The 16,232-nt window shown below is 70.6% G+C and carries 16 protein-coding genes and 3 CRISPR repeat arrays (1 of these 19 cut by a window edge); of the genes, 11 read left to right on the forward strand and 5 right to left on the reverse strand.

The genetic code is table 11. The features are described from left to right. Positions 1 to 26 precede the first annotated feature (26 nt). From OHA55_RS12280 to OHA55_RS12290, 3 genes are all read left to right on the forward strand, one after another. Positions 27 to 839 carry a helix-turn-helix transcriptional regulator gene (locus OHA55_RS12280; RefSeq protein ID WP_266705681.1) on the forward strand — a complete coding sequence of 271 codons (813 nt, stop codon included), beginning with the start codon at positions 27 to 29 and terminating at the stop codon, positions 837 to 839. After that, positions 836 to 1,015, forward strand: coding sequence for a DUF397 domain-containing protein (locus OHA55_RS12285; RefSeq protein ID WP_266705683.1), 180 nt, complete (start codon positions 836 to 838; stop codon positions 1,013 to 1,015). Before OHA55_RS12280 ends, OHA55_RS12285 begins: the two co-directional genes overlap by 4 nt. A gap of 157 nt (positions 1,016 to 1,172) precedes the next feature. Continuing rightward, positions 1,173 to 1,757: a CRISPR direct-repeat array (repeat unit 29 nt; unit sequence GGGACCATCCCCGCACGCGCGGGGAGCAC). Between the two features lie 194 nt (positions 1,758 to 1,951). Continuing rightward, positions 1,952 to 2,542: a DinB family protein gene (locus OHA55_RS12290; RefSeq protein WP_266705685.1), complete on the forward strand. Its 591-nt coding sequence runs from the start codon at positions 1,952 to 1,954 to the stop codon at positions 2,540 to 2,542. Positions 2,543 to 2,585: 43 nt separating this feature from the next. On the opposite strand, the gene OHA55_RS12295 is transcribed toward OHA55_RS12290, so the two are convergent. Continuing rightward, entirely contained in the window at positions 2,586 to 3,218 is a 633-nt protein-coding gene (locus tag OHA55_RS12295) for a TetR/AcrR family transcriptional regulator (protein WP_266705687.1), read from the reverse strand. Between the two features lie 130 nt (positions 3,219 to 3,348). On the opposite strand from OHA55_RS12295, the gene OHA55_RS12300 reads away from it, so the two are divergent. The 6 genes from OHA55_RS12300 (at position 3,349) to OHA55_RS12325 (ending at position 8,382) form a co-directional block, all read left to right on the forward strand. Then, positions 3,349 to 4,131: an SDR family oxidoreductase gene (locus OHA55_RS12300; RefSeq protein ID WP_266705689.1), complete on the forward strand. Its 783-nt coding sequence runs from the start codon at positions 3,349 to 3,351 to the stop codon at positions 4,129 to 4,131. Between the two features lie 162 nt (positions 4,132 to 4,293). Further along, positions 4,294 to 4,941, forward strand: coding sequence for an RNA polymerase sigma factor (locus tag OHA55_RS12305; protein WP_266705691.1), 648 nt, complete (start codon positions 4,294 to 4,296; stop codon positions 4,939 to 4,941). Positions 4,942 to 5,018: 77 nt separating this feature from the next. Next, positions 5,019 to 5,918 carry a hypothetical protein gene (locus OHA55_RS12310; protein ID WP_266705693.1) on the forward strand — a complete coding sequence of 300 codons (900 nt, stop codon included), beginning with the start codon at positions 5,019 to 5,021 and terminating at the stop codon, positions 5,916 to 5,918. 284 nt (positions 5,919 to 6,202) lie between these two features. Continuing rightward, complete coding sequence (locus tag OHA55_RS12315; protein ID WP_266705694.1) at positions 6,203 to 7,504, forward strand: aminotransferase class I/II-fold pyridoxal phosphate-dependent enzyme; 1,302 nt, start codon at positions 6,203 to 6,205, stop codon at positions 7,502 to 7,504. A 171-nt stretch (positions 7,505 to 7,675) separates the two neighbouring features. Continuing rightward, the gene (locus OHA55_RS12320) at positions 7,676 to 8,062 is read left to right on the forward strand and encodes a multidrug efflux SMR transporter (protein WP_266710589.1); all 387 of its coding nucleotides are present in this window, start codon (positions 7,676 to 7,678) and stop codon (positions 8,060 to 8,062) included. Next, positions 8,059 to 8,382 carry a multidrug efflux SMR transporter gene (locus tag OHA55_RS12325; protein ID WP_266705696.1) on the forward strand — a complete coding sequence of 108 codons (324 nt, stop codon included), beginning with the start codon at positions 8,059 to 8,061 and terminating at the stop codon, positions 8,380 to 8,382. The genes OHA55_RS12320 and OHA55_RS12325 overlap by 4 nt, the downstream gene beginning before the upstream one ends. A 101-nt stretch (positions 8,383 to 8,483) precedes the next feature. On the opposite strand, the gene OHA55_RS12330 is transcribed toward OHA55_RS12325, so the two are convergent. Further along, positions 8,484 to 9,440, reverse strand: coding sequence for a zinc-binding alcohol dehydrogenase family protein (locus OHA55_RS12330; protein WP_266705697.1), 957 nt, complete (start codon positions 9,438 to 9,440; stop codon positions 8,484 to 8,486). 203 nt (positions 9,441 to 9,643) lie between these two features. Between OHA55_RS12330 and OHA55_RS12335 the strand changes: the two genes are divergently transcribed. Further along, a complete protein-coding gene (locus OHA55_RS12335; RefSeq protein WP_266705698.1) occupies positions 9,644 to 10,123 on the forward strand; it encodes a MarR family winged helix-turn-helix transcriptional regulator in 480 nt (159 codons plus the stop codon). Between the two features lie 18 nt (positions 10,124 to 10,141). Here the strand turns inward: OHA55_RS12335 and OHA55_RS12340 are convergent, their stop codons facing one another. After that, the gene (locus OHA55_RS12340; RefSeq protein WP_266705699.1) at positions 10,142 to 10,834 is read right to left on the reverse strand and encodes a hypothetical protein; all 693 of its coding nucleotides are present in this window, start codon (positions 10,832 to 10,834) and stop codon (positions 10,142 to 10,144) included. A 321-nt stretch (positions 10,835 to 11,155) separates the two neighbouring features. Continuing rightward, positions 11,156 to 12,462: direct repeats of the CRISPR family, unit length 29 nt; unit sequence GGGACCATCCCCGCACGCGCGGGGAGCAC. Between the two features lie 400 nt (positions 12,463 to 12,862). On the opposite strand from OHA55_RS12340, the gene OHA55_RS12345 reads away from it, so the two are divergent. Beyond that, the gene (locus OHA55_RS12345) at positions 12,863 to 14,050 is read left to right on the forward strand and encodes a low temperature requirement protein A (protein WP_266705701.1); all 1,188 of its coding nucleotides are present in this window, start codon (positions 12,863 to 12,865) and stop codon (positions 14,048 to 14,050) included. 49 nt (positions 14,051 to 14,099) lie between these two features. Here OHA55_RS12345 and OHA55_RS12350 read toward each other — a convergent pair whose 3' ends face one another. Further along, positions 14,100 to 15,026, reverse strand: coding sequence for a DMT family transporter (locus tag OHA55_RS12350; RefSeq protein ID WP_266705703.1), 927 nt, complete (start codon positions 15,024 to 15,026; stop codon positions 14,100 to 14,102). Positions 15,027 to 15,326: 300 nt separating this feature from the next. Continuing rightward, positions 15,327 to 15,869, reverse strand: a complete 543-nt coding sequence (locus OHA55_RS12355; RefSeq protein ID WP_266705705.1) for an O-acetyl-ADP-ribose deacetylase — start codon at positions 15,867 to 15,869, stop codon at positions 15,327 to 15,329. 31 nt (positions 15,870 to 15,900) lie between these two features. Then, a CRISPR array of direct repeats spans positions 15,901 to 16,232; the repeat unit is 29 nt; unit sequence GGGACCATCCCCGCACGCGCGGGGAGCAC; it runs 797 nt beyond the window's last position.

The following is a 16,232-nucleotide window of genomic DNA, read 5'->3' on the forward strand; positions in this document are numbered from 1 at the left end:
CCGTTGTGGACCGGAGGGACCAGGCTGTGCGCTCCAGTGAACAAGGAGGAAGTAACGCGGCGATGTTCGGCAGTCTTTTACGCTTCTACCGAGAGCAGGCAGGGCTGTCGCAGGAAGCCCTCGGCGCGAAGATCGGTTTCTCCAAGTCTCAGGTGGCGATGGTGGAGCGAGGAGAACGCCCGCCGCGTGGAGACTTCGTTGCCCGCGCGGACGATGTGTTGGGTGCACGAGGCGCACTGGTGGCAGCCGGCTCAAAGCTCGCGTTCAGCCATTTGGCCTCATGGTTCGAGCCGTTCGCCGAGGAAGAAGCGGTGGCGTTTGCTCGACACCAGTACGAAACTCACGTGATCCCCGGCCTGCTTCAGACACGGGATTACGCACACGCCGTTCTCAGCAATCCGTACCCACCGGTCTACGACGAGGAGGAAATTCAAGGCAGGCTGGAAGCCCGCATGGAACGACAGAGGCTCCTGTCGCGGAACCCTGCGCCGGACATCAGCTTCGTCCTCGAATTGAGTGTGATGACCCGCCCGATCGGTGGACGCGCCCTCCTCAGGCCGCAGATCGAGCACATCATCGAGATCGCACGGCTCCGGCATGTTCAGATCCAGGTCATTTCCCCAGACCGGGAGACTCATGCGGGCCTTGATGGCCCCTTCACCTTGCTGGACACCAAGGAACGCCAACAGCTCGCCTACATCGAAGGGCAGGGCGGGAGCTTCATCATTGATGCGCAACCGCAGTTGGGCGATCTGTTCGGTAAGTATGGCATTCTGCGTGCGCAGGCTCTCGACCCCGACGAGTCGTTGAAGCTGATCGAACAGGTGGCAGCGGGATGAGCACGGAACTCAACTGGTTCAAGAGCAGCTACAGCGGAAGCCAGAGCGGTGACTGTGTAGAGGTGGCCCACTCAACAAGTTCCGTCCACGTCCGGGACTCCAAGAACGTGGACACCCATGCTCTGGAACTCTCCCCCACCGCTTGGACACTGTTCGTCGCATACGCCTCCGAGTAGCCGTACCGGAGCTTCTGCACCTGGAGTCAACCTCGTTGGGGTGGGGACCACCTAGCTCACGGACCTGCGCCCACCTCCGCCTGGACCCGGTCACTACCCCGTCCGTTCACCCACGCGGGCAGCCCCCGTCTTCTCCATGGGGCAGCACAGGCCGAGTGGGACCATCCCCACACGCGCGGGGAGCACTCGGCAAGGCCCAGCCACGCCGCCTTCGGCACGGGACCATCCCCGCACGCGCGGGGAGCACTAGGGTCGTTGGACACGGTGGTCCTCATTTCTGGGACCATCCCCGCACGCGCGGGGAGCACTTCCTCGTCAACCCCTCCCGGATCGCCACGCAGGGACCATCCCCGCACGCGCGGGGAGCACAGCCGCCATGGGGAAGCTGATCCTGCTCGACGCCCGCCTGGGACCATCCCCGCACGCGCGGGGAGCACCCGCGGCGGCTCCAGTCCGGTCTCCCGGGCCAGGGACCATCCCCGCACGCGCGGGGAGCACGTCGGCACTCCGTGGATCGACATTTCCGGCGCGGGACCATCCCCGCACGCGCGGGGAGCACACACGCGGAGACGGCAGAGCCTCGGGGAGGCCGGGACCATCCCCGCACGCGCGGGGAGCACACTCGGCATTCGCGGATGCGTCAGGCCCGACGGGGACCATCCCCGCACGCGCGGGGAGCACTGCTCCGTCACCTCGTCCCGCGACGGCTGCTCGGGACCATCCCCGCACGCGCGGGGAGCACTCTTCCTGACCTGCGGGTTTACCTCGCGGGATCGCCGGATTCGACCAACTTCACCGAGTCGGATATTTCACCCTCCCGCTCCCCGCTCAAGCCACCACCAAGTCAACAGCACCCACCCCACCTCCCGCCGGAAAACAACCCCGCGACCACCTCACCCCACCCGCTTGTCAGTGCCGCATGCTTGGCTCTCCCCCATGGCTGACGCAGACAGCACGGACGACGCGGCGCACGGCAACCAGTCCCCCACGCCTGGCACCAATCAGCTTGCGGGACAGCCGAGTTCAGCACCCACCCCCGAGATCGGCGCGCTCCTCTCCTGCCTGCGCGCTCAGCGGCAACACGTGCTCGGGATACTCGACGGGCTCGACGCCGAGGCGTTGCGGAGGCCCGTGTTGCCCTCGGGGTGGAGTTGCCTGGGGCTGGTGCGGCATTTGGCGCTCGACGTCGAGCGATTCTGGTTCCGGGCCGTGTTACTCGGGGACGCGGAGGTCATCCGGGCGCTGGACGACGTCGAGGACGCCTGGCAGGTTCCGGCCGACGCCTCGCCCTCCGACATCCTCGGCAGTTACCTCACGGAGGCCGAGCGCGCCGACGCCGCCATCATGTCCGCTCCCTCCGCGGACACGCCTCTCACCTGGTGGCCGGGGCACCCCTTCGGGGAGCCGCACCTCCATACGCTGCGGGATCTGCTGCTGCACGTCATCGCCGAGACCGCCTGCCACGCCGGGCACCTAGACGCGGCCCGCGAACTCACCGATGGACGTCGCTGGTTGGTCCTCACGTAGGACGGGAAGCGGCTACGAAGGAGTGGAGCGGCCCGCCCCCGCCTCAGCTCCGGATACCCCGCAGGAGGTTACGGATCAGGGCGTCGGCGAAGGCCGTCTCGAGCGGCTCGTCGGGGAGCAGCAGGCGGTGGTAGCAGGCGCCCCAGAGCTGGTCCACGACGACCTGGGGGTCGACGTCGGCGTGGATCTGGCCGAGGGCCTGCGCCTGCGTGAGGCGCTCGACCGCGAGGCGCCGGCGCGGGTGGGTGTAGTGCTCCGCGAGGGCGGCGGCCAGGGCGGGGTCGGACTGGGCCGCGCCGACGAGTTGGGCGATCACCTGCCCCGTACGGGCGTCGGTGAGCAGGCCGACGAAAGCGTGGAGCTGGGCGGTGAGGTCGCTCTCGATGTCTCCGGTGTCGGCGAACGCGAGGGTGCTCTCCACCGCGCTGAAGTACGCCTCGAAGGCCAGGGCCCCGGGTGAGGGCCACCATTTGTAGAGGGTCATCTTGCTCGCACCGGCGCGGGCCGCCACCTTCTCGAAGGTGATCCCGGCCAGCCCCGATTCGAAGAGCATCGCGCCGGCCGCGTCGAGTACGGCCTCCCGCACCTGTGTCGCGGGGCGGCGGCCACGCCCGCGCCTGACGGAGTCCTTCGGTTCCTCGGCCATCACCACGCCCCTCAGTCCTTCGTGCGCCATGTCGGCGGTGCGTCGGCTCCCTGCTTGCAGTATATGGACGATCGGTCTACATTTTTTATGGACGGACAGTCCATAAAATAAACAGCCCGTAGAACAAGCGGACAACCAGGCGAGCGGGAGGCTGATCCCCATGACCGACACCACCCAGCCCCAGAACCACGGCACCGACAGCACCGACAACGGCAAGAGCACCCGCGTCGCCATCGTCACCGGCGCTTCCGGCGGCATCGGCCGGGCCGTCGCCCAGCGGCTGGCCGCGGACGGCACCGCCGTGGTCGTCCACTACGGCCGGGACAAGGCGCGGGCGCAGGAGGTCGTGGCTGCGGTCGAATCGGCCGGCGGGCGGGCCACCGCGGTCAGCGGCGATGTCGCGGACGAGCACGCGATGGCCGCGCTCTTCGCGGCGGCCGAGCAGGCGTACGGCGGTGTGGACGTGGTGGTGAACACGGCCGGGATCATGTTGCTGGCGCCGGTCGCCGAGTTCGACCTCGACGCCTTCGACCGTATGCACCGCACCAATGTGCGCGGCACGTTCGTGGTGTCCCAGCTGGCCGCCCGTACGCTTCGGCCCGGCGGTGCGCTGATCAACTTCTCCACCTCCGTGACCCGCCTCCAGCAGCCCACGTACGCCGCCTACGCGGCCACCAAAGGCGCCGTCGAGGCGATGACCCTGGTGCTCGCCCGCGAGCTGCGCGGCCGTGACGTAACGGTGAACGCGGTCGCGCCCGGCCCGACCGCGACCCCGCTCTTCCTGGACGGCAAGCCGCAGCAGGTCGTGGACACCATCGCGGGCCTCTCCCCGATGGAGCGCCTCGGCACCCCCGAGGACATCGCCGAGGCAGTCGCGTTCCTGGCCGGCCCCGGGCGGTGGATCAACGGCCAGGTGCTCTACGCCAACGGCGGCGTCGCCTGAAACCATCGCTCGGGCGGGAACCTTCGGCTCGGACAGGAACCTTCGGCCCGGCGGGAACCTTCGGCTCGGGCAGGAACCTTCGGCCCGGCGGGAACCTTCGGCTCGGGCAGGAACCTTCGGCCCGGCGGGAACCTTCGGCCCGGTGCCGGACACGTACAGGGCATGGAACTGAAAGACGCCGCTCCCGCCGTACCGGTCGGAGGCATCTCCGACCGCGAACTGTGGGCGAGGGCCGTCGACGGCGACCGGGAGGCGTTCGGCCGGATCTTCGACCGCCACGGGAGAACCGTCTACAACCACCTGTTCCGGCGCACGGCCGACTGGTCCGAGGCTGAGGACCTCACGTCGACCGTGTTCCTGCACGCCTGGCGCCGGCGATCGGAAACGGTGCTGGACCGCGACTCGGCCCTGCCCTGGCTGCTGGGCATCGCCGATCGCCTGCTGTCGAACACCAGGCGGCGACTGAGACGGGCCGAGGCGTTGCTGCACCGGCTCGTCTCGCACGCCGAGCCGGTGGGCGACCACGCGGACCGCATAGCCGTCCGGGTCGACGACGAGCGTCGTATGTCCGAGATCCACCGGGCACTGGCTCGGCTGCCGCGCCACGAACGCGAGGTGGTCGAGCTCTGTGTGTGGTCGGGCCTGGATCAGCAGGCCGCCGCTTCCGCGCTGGGGGTGGCCGTCGGAACGGTGAAGTCCAGGCTGCACCGGGCGCGGCGGAGACTGGGGGTCGACCTCGTCGGCGGAGACAGGGTTGCGGCGTCGTTCGGTTCGAGGAACCCCGTCAACGCGGAAGAGGTCGCGCGATGAATGACAAGCAGGGCATTCCTGCGGCTCCTTCCGATCGTGATCTGCCGAACCATCGGCGGACCCGAGAGGAGCTACTGATGAAGATCGACTCCGAGGACAACCGTGCTTCGCTGACCCGCAGGTGGGGGGTACCGCTCGGCGTCGCCACCGGCGTCGCGGCGTTGAGCGTCACGGCCGTGGCCGTCTTCGGCGGGACGGGGAACGCCGAACCGGTTCTCGCCACCCCCGCGAAGGGCGGCGCCATACCGACGACGGGCGCGGCCGCGTCACCGACTCCGAGCACGCCCGCCAAAACCGCGACCCCCGGATCCGCCTCAGCCGGCACCACGGACGGATCGATCTCGGGCGGAACCGGGACGGGCGGATCGGTCTCGGGCGGATCCGGGTCGGCTCCGGTGGCGTCCGAGCCGGTCGCGGCCACCATCACCGGCACGGCGACCACCCCGATCGACGCGCGGTCCGTGGCCAAGATCCTCGCCTCCTGCCTGGGATCGGACGCGTCGCGATACGACGCGGTGATCGCGGTCCGCACTCCCGCCGCCGCGCAGGACTGGGACGGCGTGGTCGTCGCCGTCGACTCCGCCGGTCAGTACGTGCAGTGCGAGTCGAAGGGCGACAAGGGCAACAGCCCGGACTCCCCGCCCACGTTCATCAACGATCGCCTGTGGGGCGCCGGTCATCTGATCGAGTACTTCGACTCGATCGGCGCACCGGCCGGCAAGGGGCGGTACGCCACGCTGGGCGCCGGGCACTACACGTCCGGCATCGCCAAGATCACCGTCAGCTACGGCGACGACCCGAAGCAGTACCCGGCCACCATGGCGGGCGGAGCGTTCGTCTACGCCGCGGCCCTCTCCACCGGTACGTCCGAGCCCGGCCGGTACTTCTCGGGCCCGAGCGCCTACGTCCATGCCTTCGACGCCTCCGGCAAGGAGGTCTACGACCAGGCGAAGGACCCGCAGTTCGCCGGCGAGTAACAGGCCGGTCCCCAGCCGGGGGGGTGCGGGCGTCACCCCGACGCCCGCACCCCAGGCCCCCGCACCCCAGACCCCCGGCGCCAGTCCCCCGGCGCCCGCACCCCCGGTATCCCGGCGGTCGCCTTCGGCCCCGTGCTCGGCCGTCGCCGGAAAGCGCCGAAAGATGGTGCCGGTAAGGGCGGAACCGGTACGGGGAGAACACCGCAAGAAGCGGGCCACTGGCCGGTTTGTATCCTCGGCATGGTGCCGTCCGGCACCGAGCGGGACCCGCGAGAGGACACACCGTGACCACCGAGCTGAGCTCCGACGCCCTGAGCGCCCCCGGCGCCCCGAGCGACCTGAGCGCCCTTGTCGACCGCGCCAGGCAGGACTACGAGGAGCTGGCCGGCCGCGGTCTCTCCCTCGACCTGACCCGTGGGAAGCCGGCGCCGACGCAGCTCGATCTCTCCGAGGACCTGCTGAGCCTGCCGGGTGGCCGCCACACCGCCGCCGACGGCACGGACGTACGCAACTACGGCGGCCTCCAGGGCCTGACCGAGCTCCGCGAGATCTTCGCCGAGCAGCTCCAGGTGCCGGTGGCGCAGCTGCTCGCGGCCGGCAACTCCAGCCTGGAGCTGATGCACGACTCCCTGGTGCACGCGCTGCTCAGCGTGCTGCCGGGCGCCGAGTCGCGCTGGGTGGACCAGGGCCGGATCGCGTTCCTCTGCCCCGTTCCCGGCTACGACCGGCACTTCGCGCTGTGCGAGCGGTTCGGCATCGACATGATCCCCGTGCCGATGACCGAGGCGGGCCCGGACATGGACGTGGTCGAGCGCCTCGTCGCGGAGAACCCGGCCGTCAAGGGCATCTGGTGCGTCCCGAAGTACAGCAACCCGGACGGCGTCGTCTACAGCGACGAGACCGTGGCCCGGCTGGCCACGATGGAGACCGCCGCCCCCGACTTCCGTATCTTCTGGGACAACGCGTACGCGGTGCACCACCTCACCGAGGAGCGCGTGGAGATCGCCGACCTGCTCGCCGCGTGCGACGCGGCCGGCAACGCGGACCGGGTGTTCGTGTTCGGCTCCACCTCCAAGATCACCCTGGCCGGTGCGGGCGTCGCCTTCTTCGGCTCGTCCCCGGCCAACGTGAAGTGGCTGCTCGCCAACAACTCCAAGCGGTCGATCGGCCCGGACAAGGTCAACCAGCTGCGGCACGCGATGTACCTGCGTGACGCCGACGGTGTGCGTGACTTGATGGACCGTCAGCGTGCGGCTCTCCAGCCGAAGTTCGAGGCCGTGCAGCGCATCCTCGAAGCCGAGCTGGGCGGTACGGACCTCGCCTCCTGGACGAAGCCCAAGGGCGGCTACTTCGTGAACCTGGAAGTCGAGGAGGGCTGCGCGAAGGAGGTCGTACGGCGTGCGGGCGCGGCCGGTATCGTCCTCACCCCGGCCGGTGCCACCCACCCGTACGGCGACGACCCGAGCGACTCCGTCATCCGGATCGCTCCCAGCTACCCCACCCAGGAGGAGCTGGAGGAAGCCATCCTCGGTCTGACCGCCTGTGTGCGGGTCGTCGGGTACGAGAAGCGGCTCGCCGCGAAGTAACGTTTCCGGACCGTACGCATTCCGGCCCGCCTCTCCTCGACCGGGGAGGCGGGCCGGAGTGCACCGGAGCAGACCCCGGGGAAGGACCCTCGCGTGACGGGCGACACGACGAACGGCACGGGCGACAGCCGCTCGGGCGACGACCGCACCCCCAGCGGCTCCAGGAAGTGGCTGTTCCTCGCCGCCGCGATCGCCTCCGAGGTCGCCGCGACGCTCGCCCTGCGCGCCGCCCTCGACGACGGACCCTGGTACGTACTGGTGGTAGCCGGTTACGTCACCGCGTTCACGATGCTGGCGCTGGTGCTGCGCGAGGGCATGCCGATCGGTGTCGCGTACGGGATCTGGGGCGCGAGCGGTGTCGCCGTCACCGCCGTACTGGCCGCGTTCCTCTTCGGCGACCCGCTGACCTGGCTGATGGGCCTGGGTATCGTGGCGGTCGCCGGTGGGGTCATGACCGTGGAGATCGGCGCTCAACGCGCCACGGCCGCCCGGGAACAGGTGGCGGCCGCCACGAGCGCTGCGGCTGGCGACCCCGAACGCGAGGGGACCACCCCGTGAGCTGGATCTTCCTGATGGGCGCGATCCTCTGCGAGGTCAGCGGCACCCTCGCCCTGCGCGCCTCCGAGGGCTTCCGCAAGAAGGCGTGGCTGGCACCGGTCCTGGTCGCGTACGTCGCCTCCTTCGGCTGCCTCGCGCTGGCGCTCTCCCACGGCATGGCGATCGGTGTCGCGTACGGCATCTGGTCCGCCTGCGGGGTCGCGCTGACCGCCGTCCTCGCCCGCCGCCTCTTCGGCGAACCGCTCACCCGGCTGATGGGCGCGGGCATCGTCCTGATCGCGGGCGGCGTCCTGCTGATCGAAGCGGGCGCCCACCCGTAAGCCCATGAAGCCCCTGAAGCCCCGGAAGCCCCGGAAGCCCGAGGCCGACCCGTTGAGGGCCGTAGGTCCCCCGCCGACTGGGCACACCGCCCGCGACACCCCTACGGCGTGAACACCACGCGCCGGGCCGGGTCCGCGGGCTCGGTCCAGGCGGCCTCCACCTCGGACAGCGGCACCGCCCGGGTGCCGACGGTGAACGAACCGGCCACCAACTCCTCGACGAGTGAGGGCAGTTCGGCGACGATACCGGCAGCGGTGAGGGACCCCTGACCACTGCCCAGGATCCGCAGGTTGGCCGCCCGCAGCACAAAGGACGGCAGCGTGATGTCCGGCCCGGCCGTGGAGCCGATCTGGATCCAGTCGAGCGCCGCGCTGCGGTCGGCCCGGCGGGTGAGCAGCGCGGGGATGGCCCGTTCGGTGGGGCGGCCCCAGGTGTAGTCGATGACCACGTCCACGTCGGCCGCCGCCTCGCCCAGCCGGTCCGCCGCTTCCTCCGGGTCTCCGGCCAGGGAGACGGTCCGGGTGGCACCGAGGCCGGTCAGCCGCTCCAGGCGCTCCGGGTCACGCCCGGCCGCGACGACCGACTCGGCGCCGAGGTGGCGGGCGATCTGGACGGCCATCTGCCCGGCGTTGCCGGTCGCACCGAGGACCAGCACACTCTGGCCGGCCCGGAAGGAGATCCGACGGCGCAACGCCACCCAGGAGGACATCGCGGGATTCATCGCCGCCGCGACGGTGACCGGGTCGGCGTTCTCCGGCAGGGGTATCGACCGGCGCGGGTCGAGCAGCGCCCGTTCGGCCAGGGTCCCGGGCGCGTCGTCGTCGGCGACGAAGTAGACATGACGGCCGTCGGGCAGCCGCCCCACCCCGTCGACCCCGGGGACCAGGGGCAGCCGCCCGTCGCTCGTGTAGTGGGTGCCGTCGGCCCCGGAACGCACCCGGGGGTGCAACCCCGAGGCGAGCACGTCCACGAGGATCTGCCCGTCACCCGGCACCGGGGTCGGAAACTCCTCGTAGCGGGGCGGGCTGTCGAACGACCTGACGACTGCGGCGCGCATGGCGGCTCCTTCGGGTTTCTCAGGCTGCTTCACAGGCTTCTCGCTGCGGCTTCCGGGCGTCTTCCTACGGGCCGGGGGACGGGACGGCCGCTCCTGGCCGCTCCCGGCCGTTCCTGCTCCGGGGCACGCCTCGCCGCAGCTTTAGTACGTGACACCAACCAAATTTAGTTCGCGCCACGTACTAGGTCAAATACAATGGCCGTATGCCGCACACCACCCCGCCCCGGCCGAGCGATCCCGAGCCGCCCGCCACGCCCACCGCGCCCACCGATCTCGGCCTGGTGGACGGGCTGGCACAGCTGAGCTTCGCCATCCACGCGGCACTGGGAAAGGTCGCGGCCGGGCACGATCTCTCGATCGTCCAGCTGCGCATGTTCGGCGTGCTCCGCGACCGCGAACCGGGCATGCAGGAACTCGCCAGGCACCTCGGACTCGACAAGTCCTCCGCGACCGGCCTGGTGGACCGCGCCGAGCGCCGGGGCCTGGTGCGCCGCTCGCCTTCGCCGCACGATCGACGTTCCGTACAGGTCGCGTTGACCGAGCAAGGGCATCAACTGGCCCGCGAGGCAACCGTCGAGGCCGGGCAGCACATCCACGCACTGGCCGCGCACCTCACGGACGAACAGCGCGCACAACTCTCCCTGCTGGCGAGCGCCGCACTGGCCGGACCAGCCCCCTCCTGATCCAACCCGACTTGTCTGTCAGTCCAGTTGGCGGGAGAGCTCCCGATAACACGAGCGCCGGCGCTCGCCCTCCGGGGTGTAGGTGAACGAGTCGCGGAAGCTGCCGGCACCGCCGACGCGCACCGCGAGCAGTGCCGGCTCCGCGTACTCGGTGTCCCAGCCGCGCAACGTGTCCGGCCGGGTGCCGTTCCAGAGGTGGAAGCAGACCATAGGGTCGTCCGGGTCGGCGGTGACGTACCCGAGGGTCTTCCCGTACCGCGGGTTCGATCCGCCGAACCGCACCGAGGGCGGCCCGAACTCCTCCGCCACGTCCGACCAGCCCCGGTCCTCGCCCCTCACCCAGTCGGGGGCCGTGGCCCGCAGCCGGGCGTACTCCCCCGCGCCCAGCACCCGTACCGCCCGGAGCCATCCGGCCCGGTGCGCGAACTCCCCGTAGAGCGAGACCACCGCGTCCGCCGGACCGTCACTGTGCAGATGGCGGGCGAAAGCCCCCTTCGCACCATTCGCCGACCAGGCCCCGGACACCTCCCAGGACGTCTGCTGCCGGCTCCACACCCCGGTTCTGCCCTCCACGTAGAGGAGGTCCTCGCACATCATCCGAAGTACCAACTCGTCCCCCCACATCCCCGGTCGTCGCAGCGCCGAGTTGAGCCGGTCGACGAAGTGGGCGCGGATGTCCGGGGCGGGCACGAGGGCATCGGGAGAGATCACCGCCCCAGTGTTTCGCGTCAACGTTCGACGCGCACCTGTACGAAGAATTTCTTGGCAGATTGCCCAGCCCCGAGGGCCTGTTGGTCACCGGCGCGACACCCACCCACTACAACCAGCAACCCCACGCCCCCGACCAGCCCCCACGGACCTCCCGCCGCACGGTCCCACCACCCCGATCCCCGCTCCGGCCAACCCGGTTGGCCCGCTCGAACCGCCCGCCGATGCCCCGACCGGCCAGCCGGGGTGCCCTTGGTGCGCGCCGGGCGGAAGACGGAAGCGGAAACCGGGGAACGGAGTGAGTCGCCGATGCGCGTAGCACGGGGACTTATCCCCGCAGGTGCGGGAGCACGATCGCTTTCGCCGCCGCCTGCCAGGCGTCGCGGGATCATCCCCGCACACGCGGGGAGCACAGCGACCACGGGAACATGTTCGGAGCGTACGAGAGACCATCCCCGCACGCGGGGAGCACTACGACCCCGTCGTATCCATGTCCACCGTGGCGGGACCATCCCCGCACGCGCGGGGAGCGCTGCTCACAGGCGGCGCGCACCGCGGCGGTCGTGGGACCATCCCCGCACGCGCGGGGAGCACTGGACCAGACCGCTCGCCCGGAGTGGCAGGACGGGACCATCCCCGCACGCGCGGGGAGCACCTGGGGGCTTGGGCTTCGCAGCACGGTCTGCCGGGACCATCCCCGCACGCGCGGGGAGCACCAAGCTGCGGTAGAGGGCTGGAGTCCATGGGTGGGACCATCCCCGCACGCGCGGGGAGCACAGGTGTGACCTACCCGGCGTGGCCGGTGCCCGGGGACCATCCCCGCACGCGCGGGGAGCACTGGGCAGTGGCCCGCCAACCTTGTGGGCACTGAGGACCATCCCCGCACGCGCGGGGAGCACCGTGCCAGCCGCCATGATGTGACGCGTCCGATGGGACCATCCCCGCGCGCGCGGGGAGCACGAGATCATCGCCCACGGCACCGTCGAGAGCGTGGGACCATCCCCGCACGCGCGGGGAGCACCTCATCGCCGGTGGCGCCGCGCTGTATTCCTCGGGACCATCCCCGCACGCGCGGGGAGCACGCGTTACCCCGACGTTCCTTGTGACCGCGGTCGGGACCATCCCCGCACGCGCGGGGAGCACGTCACATCGCTCTTCCCCACCCCGCCCCTGTTGGGACCATCCCCGCACGCGCGGGGAGCACGACAACCACGCCTGCTGCGACTGCAACAGCCGGGGACCATCCCCGCACGCGCGGGGAGCACGACAACCACGCCTGCTGCGACTGCAACAGCCGGGGACCATCCCCGCACGCGCGGGGAGCACCGCCCCGTCCGCCACCCCGCTCGTCGTGTCCCGGGACCATCCCCGCACGCGCGGGGAGCACCGGAAGAGTGAAAAACCTTGCTCGCCAGGCGAGGGACCATCCCCGCACGCGCGGGGAGCACCATCTACGCTCTTTCGCTCGTCCACGACGTGGGGGACCATCCCCGCACGCGCGGGGAGCACGGTGAGGACGTTGCGACGGGGCGGATCCGACCGGGACCATCCCCGCACGCGCGGGGAGCACTACATAACTTTCGCGTTTCCGCAGGTCAGAGCGGGACCATCCCCGCACGCGCGGGGAGCACTCTTCCTGACCTGCGGGTTCATCCGGCGAAGGAAGCCTCCCGGGCCAACTTCACCGAGTCCGGCCTTTCCGACATAACACCCATCGAACCAATCACCCCCACGCCAGCCCCAGTTCATCACGCCAGGCACCTCCGGACCAGCCCCACCCCGAACACGAACCGGTACACCGGCACACCACTCGGGCCGCACCACAGGGGCCGCCCGCCACCCCGCCGCCCCAAGCCATCGCGGCCGCTGCCCGCTTGCCCGTCAGCGCACTCTGTTGCTCATCCCGTGCACAGTCCGGCACCGGCCGCGTCCGCGCGCCGCATCCCAGGACGGCCGCGCGAGGATGAACCACGGCAGACCAGCGCATCACGCCCCTCCACGCGGGCGCGACGAACGACAGGAGCAACGACGATGGTGGAGCGGACGGTCCCCCTGCTGCGGACGATGCGGGGCCGGGACCCGGACGAGGAGCACCGGGCGTCGACCCCTCTGGAGCTGCTCTTCGACCTGACCTTCGTCGTCGCGGTCTCCCAGGCGGCCGCCCAACTCCACCATGCCCTGGCCGAGGACCACGTGGGCTCCGGGCTGACCGGGTACGCGGCCGTGTTCTTCGCCATTTGGTGGGCCTGGATGAACTTCACCTGGTTCGCCTCCGCGTACGACACCGACGACGTGCCGTACCGCCTGGTGACGCTCCTCCAGATGGCAGGCGTCCTGGTGCTCGCGGCAGGAGTGCCCGAAGCCTTCCAGGACGGGGACTTCACCGTCGTCGTCATCGGGTACGTCATCATGCGCGTCGCGATGATCGCGCAGTGGCTCCGGGCCGCCTCGCAGCACCCGGAGGGCCGCCGCTGCGCTCTGCGGTACGCGACGGGCATCGGCGTGGCGCAGATCGGCTGGGTGGCCCGGCTCTGGGTGCCCGACGAGTGGCAGGTGGCCACCTTCGTGGCGCTCGTGCTGGTCGAACTGGCCGTACCCGCATGGGCCGAGTCGCACGGGAACAACACCAGTTGGCATCCGGAGCACATCGCCGAGCGCTACGGACTCTTCACCATCATCGTGCTCGGCGAGGTCATCCTCGCCTCGCTCACAGCGGTCCAGTCCGCCGTCTCCGACCATGGTCTGTCGGCCCCCGTCCTGATGATCGCGACCGGCGGTCTGCTGCTGGTCTTCGGCCTGTGGTGGATGTACTTCACCGGCGGCGAGATCGGCTTGCCCACGCTGCGTTCCGCCCTGACCTGGGGGTACGCCCATTACGGCGTCTTCGCCTCGCTGGCCGCCCTCGGCGCCGGGCTGGAAGCGGCCGTGAACGCCACCGAACACCACGCGCACCTGCCCGAGCGGACCGCCTCACTGGCCGTCGCCGTACCGGTCGCCATCGTCCTCGTCCTGCTCGGCGCCCTGCACCGTATGACCGGAACCGGCGGCGTGGAACACACCGTGGTGGTCGCGGCCGGCGCGCTCGTGGTCCTCGCGCTCGGCTTCGCCGGCCCGGCGCTGGACCTGGGCGGCGCGGTGCTCGGCATGGGCCTGGCCGTCGCCGCGACCGTCGCCGCCGACGCGGAAGTCCTCCGGCGACGAGCGACGGGAACGCCGTAACGGCAGCGGTCTGCGCCGAGGGGGCGCCGTGGTCTCACGAAGACTGTGGCTACTGCGGGACCGTCTCGTGGTCGCGCGAGAGCTGCGGTGGCGCGGGCTCCGTACCCGGGGACGCGGGACGGCGGGAGAGTACGCCGACGGTGGCACCGGCCAGGACCAGCGAGGCTCCCAGAATTTGGAGCCACGTCAGCCCGCTGCTCAGCAGCACCGCGCTGGCCACGATGCCCACCACGGGCTCCAGCATGCTGCCGATCGAGGCACGCGTCGGCCCGATCAGGGTCATCCCGAGGAAGAAGCAGAGAATCGCCACGACCGTGGAGACCAGGGCCAGGGCGAGCACCCAGAGCCAGCCCCGGAACGTGAAGTCGAACCTCAGGTCCCCCGTGGCCACCCCATACAGGAGGAAGGAGACCGCCGCGGCCGCCGAAACGCAGCCAGTCATCACCACGGGGTGCACGCTGCCGCTCACCCGGTCGCCGTACATGATGTAAGCGGTGTAGACCCCGGCGGCACCGAGCACCTGCAGGACGCCGACGGCGTTCAGCTCCGACCCGATGCGGCCCAACACGAGTGACACTCCCGCGAAGGACGCCAGTATCGAGCCGACGATGGCCAGCGAGGGCCTGTCCCGGCCCATGGCGGCGGAGACGGTGGCCACCAGGGCCGGGTACACGTACAGCAACAGGGCGGCCAGCGCGGGCGAGATGTGCTTGACCGACGAGAAGTAGAGCGCCGACTGTGCCGTGTACATCACCCCGCCCAGCACGACCAGCCTCAGCAGGTCCGCCCGCTCCGGAAGGCCGGTACCGCGCGCGTGGCGGATCACGTACGGGAGGAAGACCGTGGCTGCGATGGCGAAGCGGAGGAAGAGCAGCGTGACGACGGTCAGCCCGTCACGGTAGGCGAACGTGGCGAAGACGGTCATGAACCCGAAGCAGGTCGCGGAGAGCCCGATGAGCACGAAGCCCTTCAACATCCTTGGCTTCCTTCCTGAAGGGCGGGCGCCCGTCGGCACGCGACGGCGGGCAACTCCGTGGTGGACGAGGGCTCGTGGAGAGGGCGGGACGAACCAGATTCAACGATGTCCCGCCCGACGGCCACAAGCGCCCCCGCAAATTTGGCGGCATTCGCCCCTCGCAGCCCGCCGCGGATCCATCGCCGAACCCCTCACTCCGCAGGTGGGGCACCGAAGGGGGACATCCGAGACCTCTCCGTAAGGGGCACTGGTTCCCGCCACCCCTGACGCGGGAGCCCCTTCCCCCGTAACGGGTGTGGTCTACGAGGAGGGGCGCTCCAACTCCGCGAGCGCCAGCTCGAAGCAGTCGTACGCGCCTTCGTCGAAAAGGACGAACCGAACCTCGGCGACCGGAAGTCGGGCCTCCTCGTGGACCGTGCGCAGGGCCAGACGGGCGCCGTCGTCCATCGGCCAGCCGTAGATCCCGGTCGAGATCGCCGGGAACACGACGGAGTGCGCGCCGAGTTCGGCAGCCACCCGGAGGGACTCGCGATAGCAGGACACCAGCAACTCCGACCGGTCCTCTTCCTCGGTCCAGACCGGGCCGACCGTGTGGATCACATGGTCCGCGTGCAACCGGCCGGCAGTCGTCGCCACCGCCTGCCCGGTGGGCAGCCCCCTGCCGTACTGCGAAGCACGCAGGTCGCGGCAGGCGTCGAGGATCTCGGGGCCGCCCTTACGGTGGATGGCGCCGTCCACCCCACCACCGCCCAGGAGCGAGGAGTTGGCGGCATTCACGATGGCGTCCGCGTGCTGCTCGGTGATATCGCCCTGTACAAGCTTGATGGTCGGCTTGGTCGTCATGGGGGCCATGCTCCTTGGATGTAGACGTCATGGGGCCATCCCCACACACGCGGGGAGCACTGCTGCTGCTGCCCATGCTGCTGCTGATCGCGGGACCATCCCCGCACGCGCGGGGAGCACCGCCTCAACGGCCTTGAACGTCCAGACGGACCGGGACCATCCCCGCACGCGCGGGGAGCACCGAGCGGGGCGTAGGACGCGGTGAAGTGCGCGGGGACCATCCCCGCACGCGCGGGGAGCACACGGACGGTGGCCGGTGGGACGGCGATGTCGTGGGACCATCCCCGCACGCGCGGGGAGCACGCGCGTACTCGTCTTCGAGCGCCTCGGCCGTGGGGACCATCCCCGCACGCGCGGGGAGCA

The sequence above is a fragment of the Streptomyces sp. NBC_00102 genome, from assembly GCF_026343115.1.
Classification (GTDB): Bacteria; Actinomycetota; Actinomycetes; order Streptomycetales; family Streptomycetaceae; genus Streptomyces.

Coding starts and splice junctions, on each gene's coding strand:
- OHA55_RS12285 (WP_266705683.1), top strand. CDS start 836: ATGAGCACGGAACTCAACTGGTTCAAGAGCAGCTACAGCGGAAGCCAG.
- OHA55_RS12290 (WP_266705685.1), top strand. CDS start 1,952: ATGGCTGACGCAGACAGCACGGACGACGCGGCGCACGGCAACCAGTCC.
- OHA55_RS12295 (WP_266705687.1), bottom strand. CDS start 3,218: ATGGCGCACGAAGGACTGAGGGGCGTGGTGATGGCCGAGGAACCGAAG.
- OHA55_RS12300 (WP_266705689.1), top strand. CDS start 3,349: ATGACCGACACCACCCAGCCCCAGAACCACGGCACCGACAGCACCGAC.
- OHA55_RS12305 (WP_266705691.1), top strand. CDS start 4,294: ATGGAACTGAAAGACGCCGCTCCCGCCGTACCGGTCGGAGGCATCTCC.
- OHA55_RS12310 (WP_266705693.1), top strand. CDS start 5,019: ATGAAGATCGACTCCGAGGACAACCGTGCTTCGCTGACCCGCAGGTGG.
- OHA55_RS12330 (WP_266705697.1), bottom strand. CDS start 9,440: ATGCGCGCCGCAGTCGTCAGGTCGTTCGACAGCCCGCCCCGCTACGAG.
- OHA55_RS12335 (WP_266705698.1), top strand. CDS start 9,644: ATGCCGCACACCACCCCGCCCCGGCCGAGCGATCCCGAGCCGCCCGCC.
- OHA55_RS12345 (WP_266705701.1), top strand. CDS start 12,863: ATGGTGGAGCGGACGGTCCCCCTGCTGCGGACGATGCGGGGCCGGGAC.
- OHA55_RS12350 (WP_266705703.1), bottom strand. CDS start 15,026: ATGTTGAAGGGCTTCGTGCTCATCGGGCTCTCCGCGACCTGCTTCGGG.
- OHA55_RS12355 (WP_266705705.1), bottom strand. CDS start 15,869: ATGACGACCAAGCCGACCATCAAGCTTGTACAGGGCGATATCACCGAG.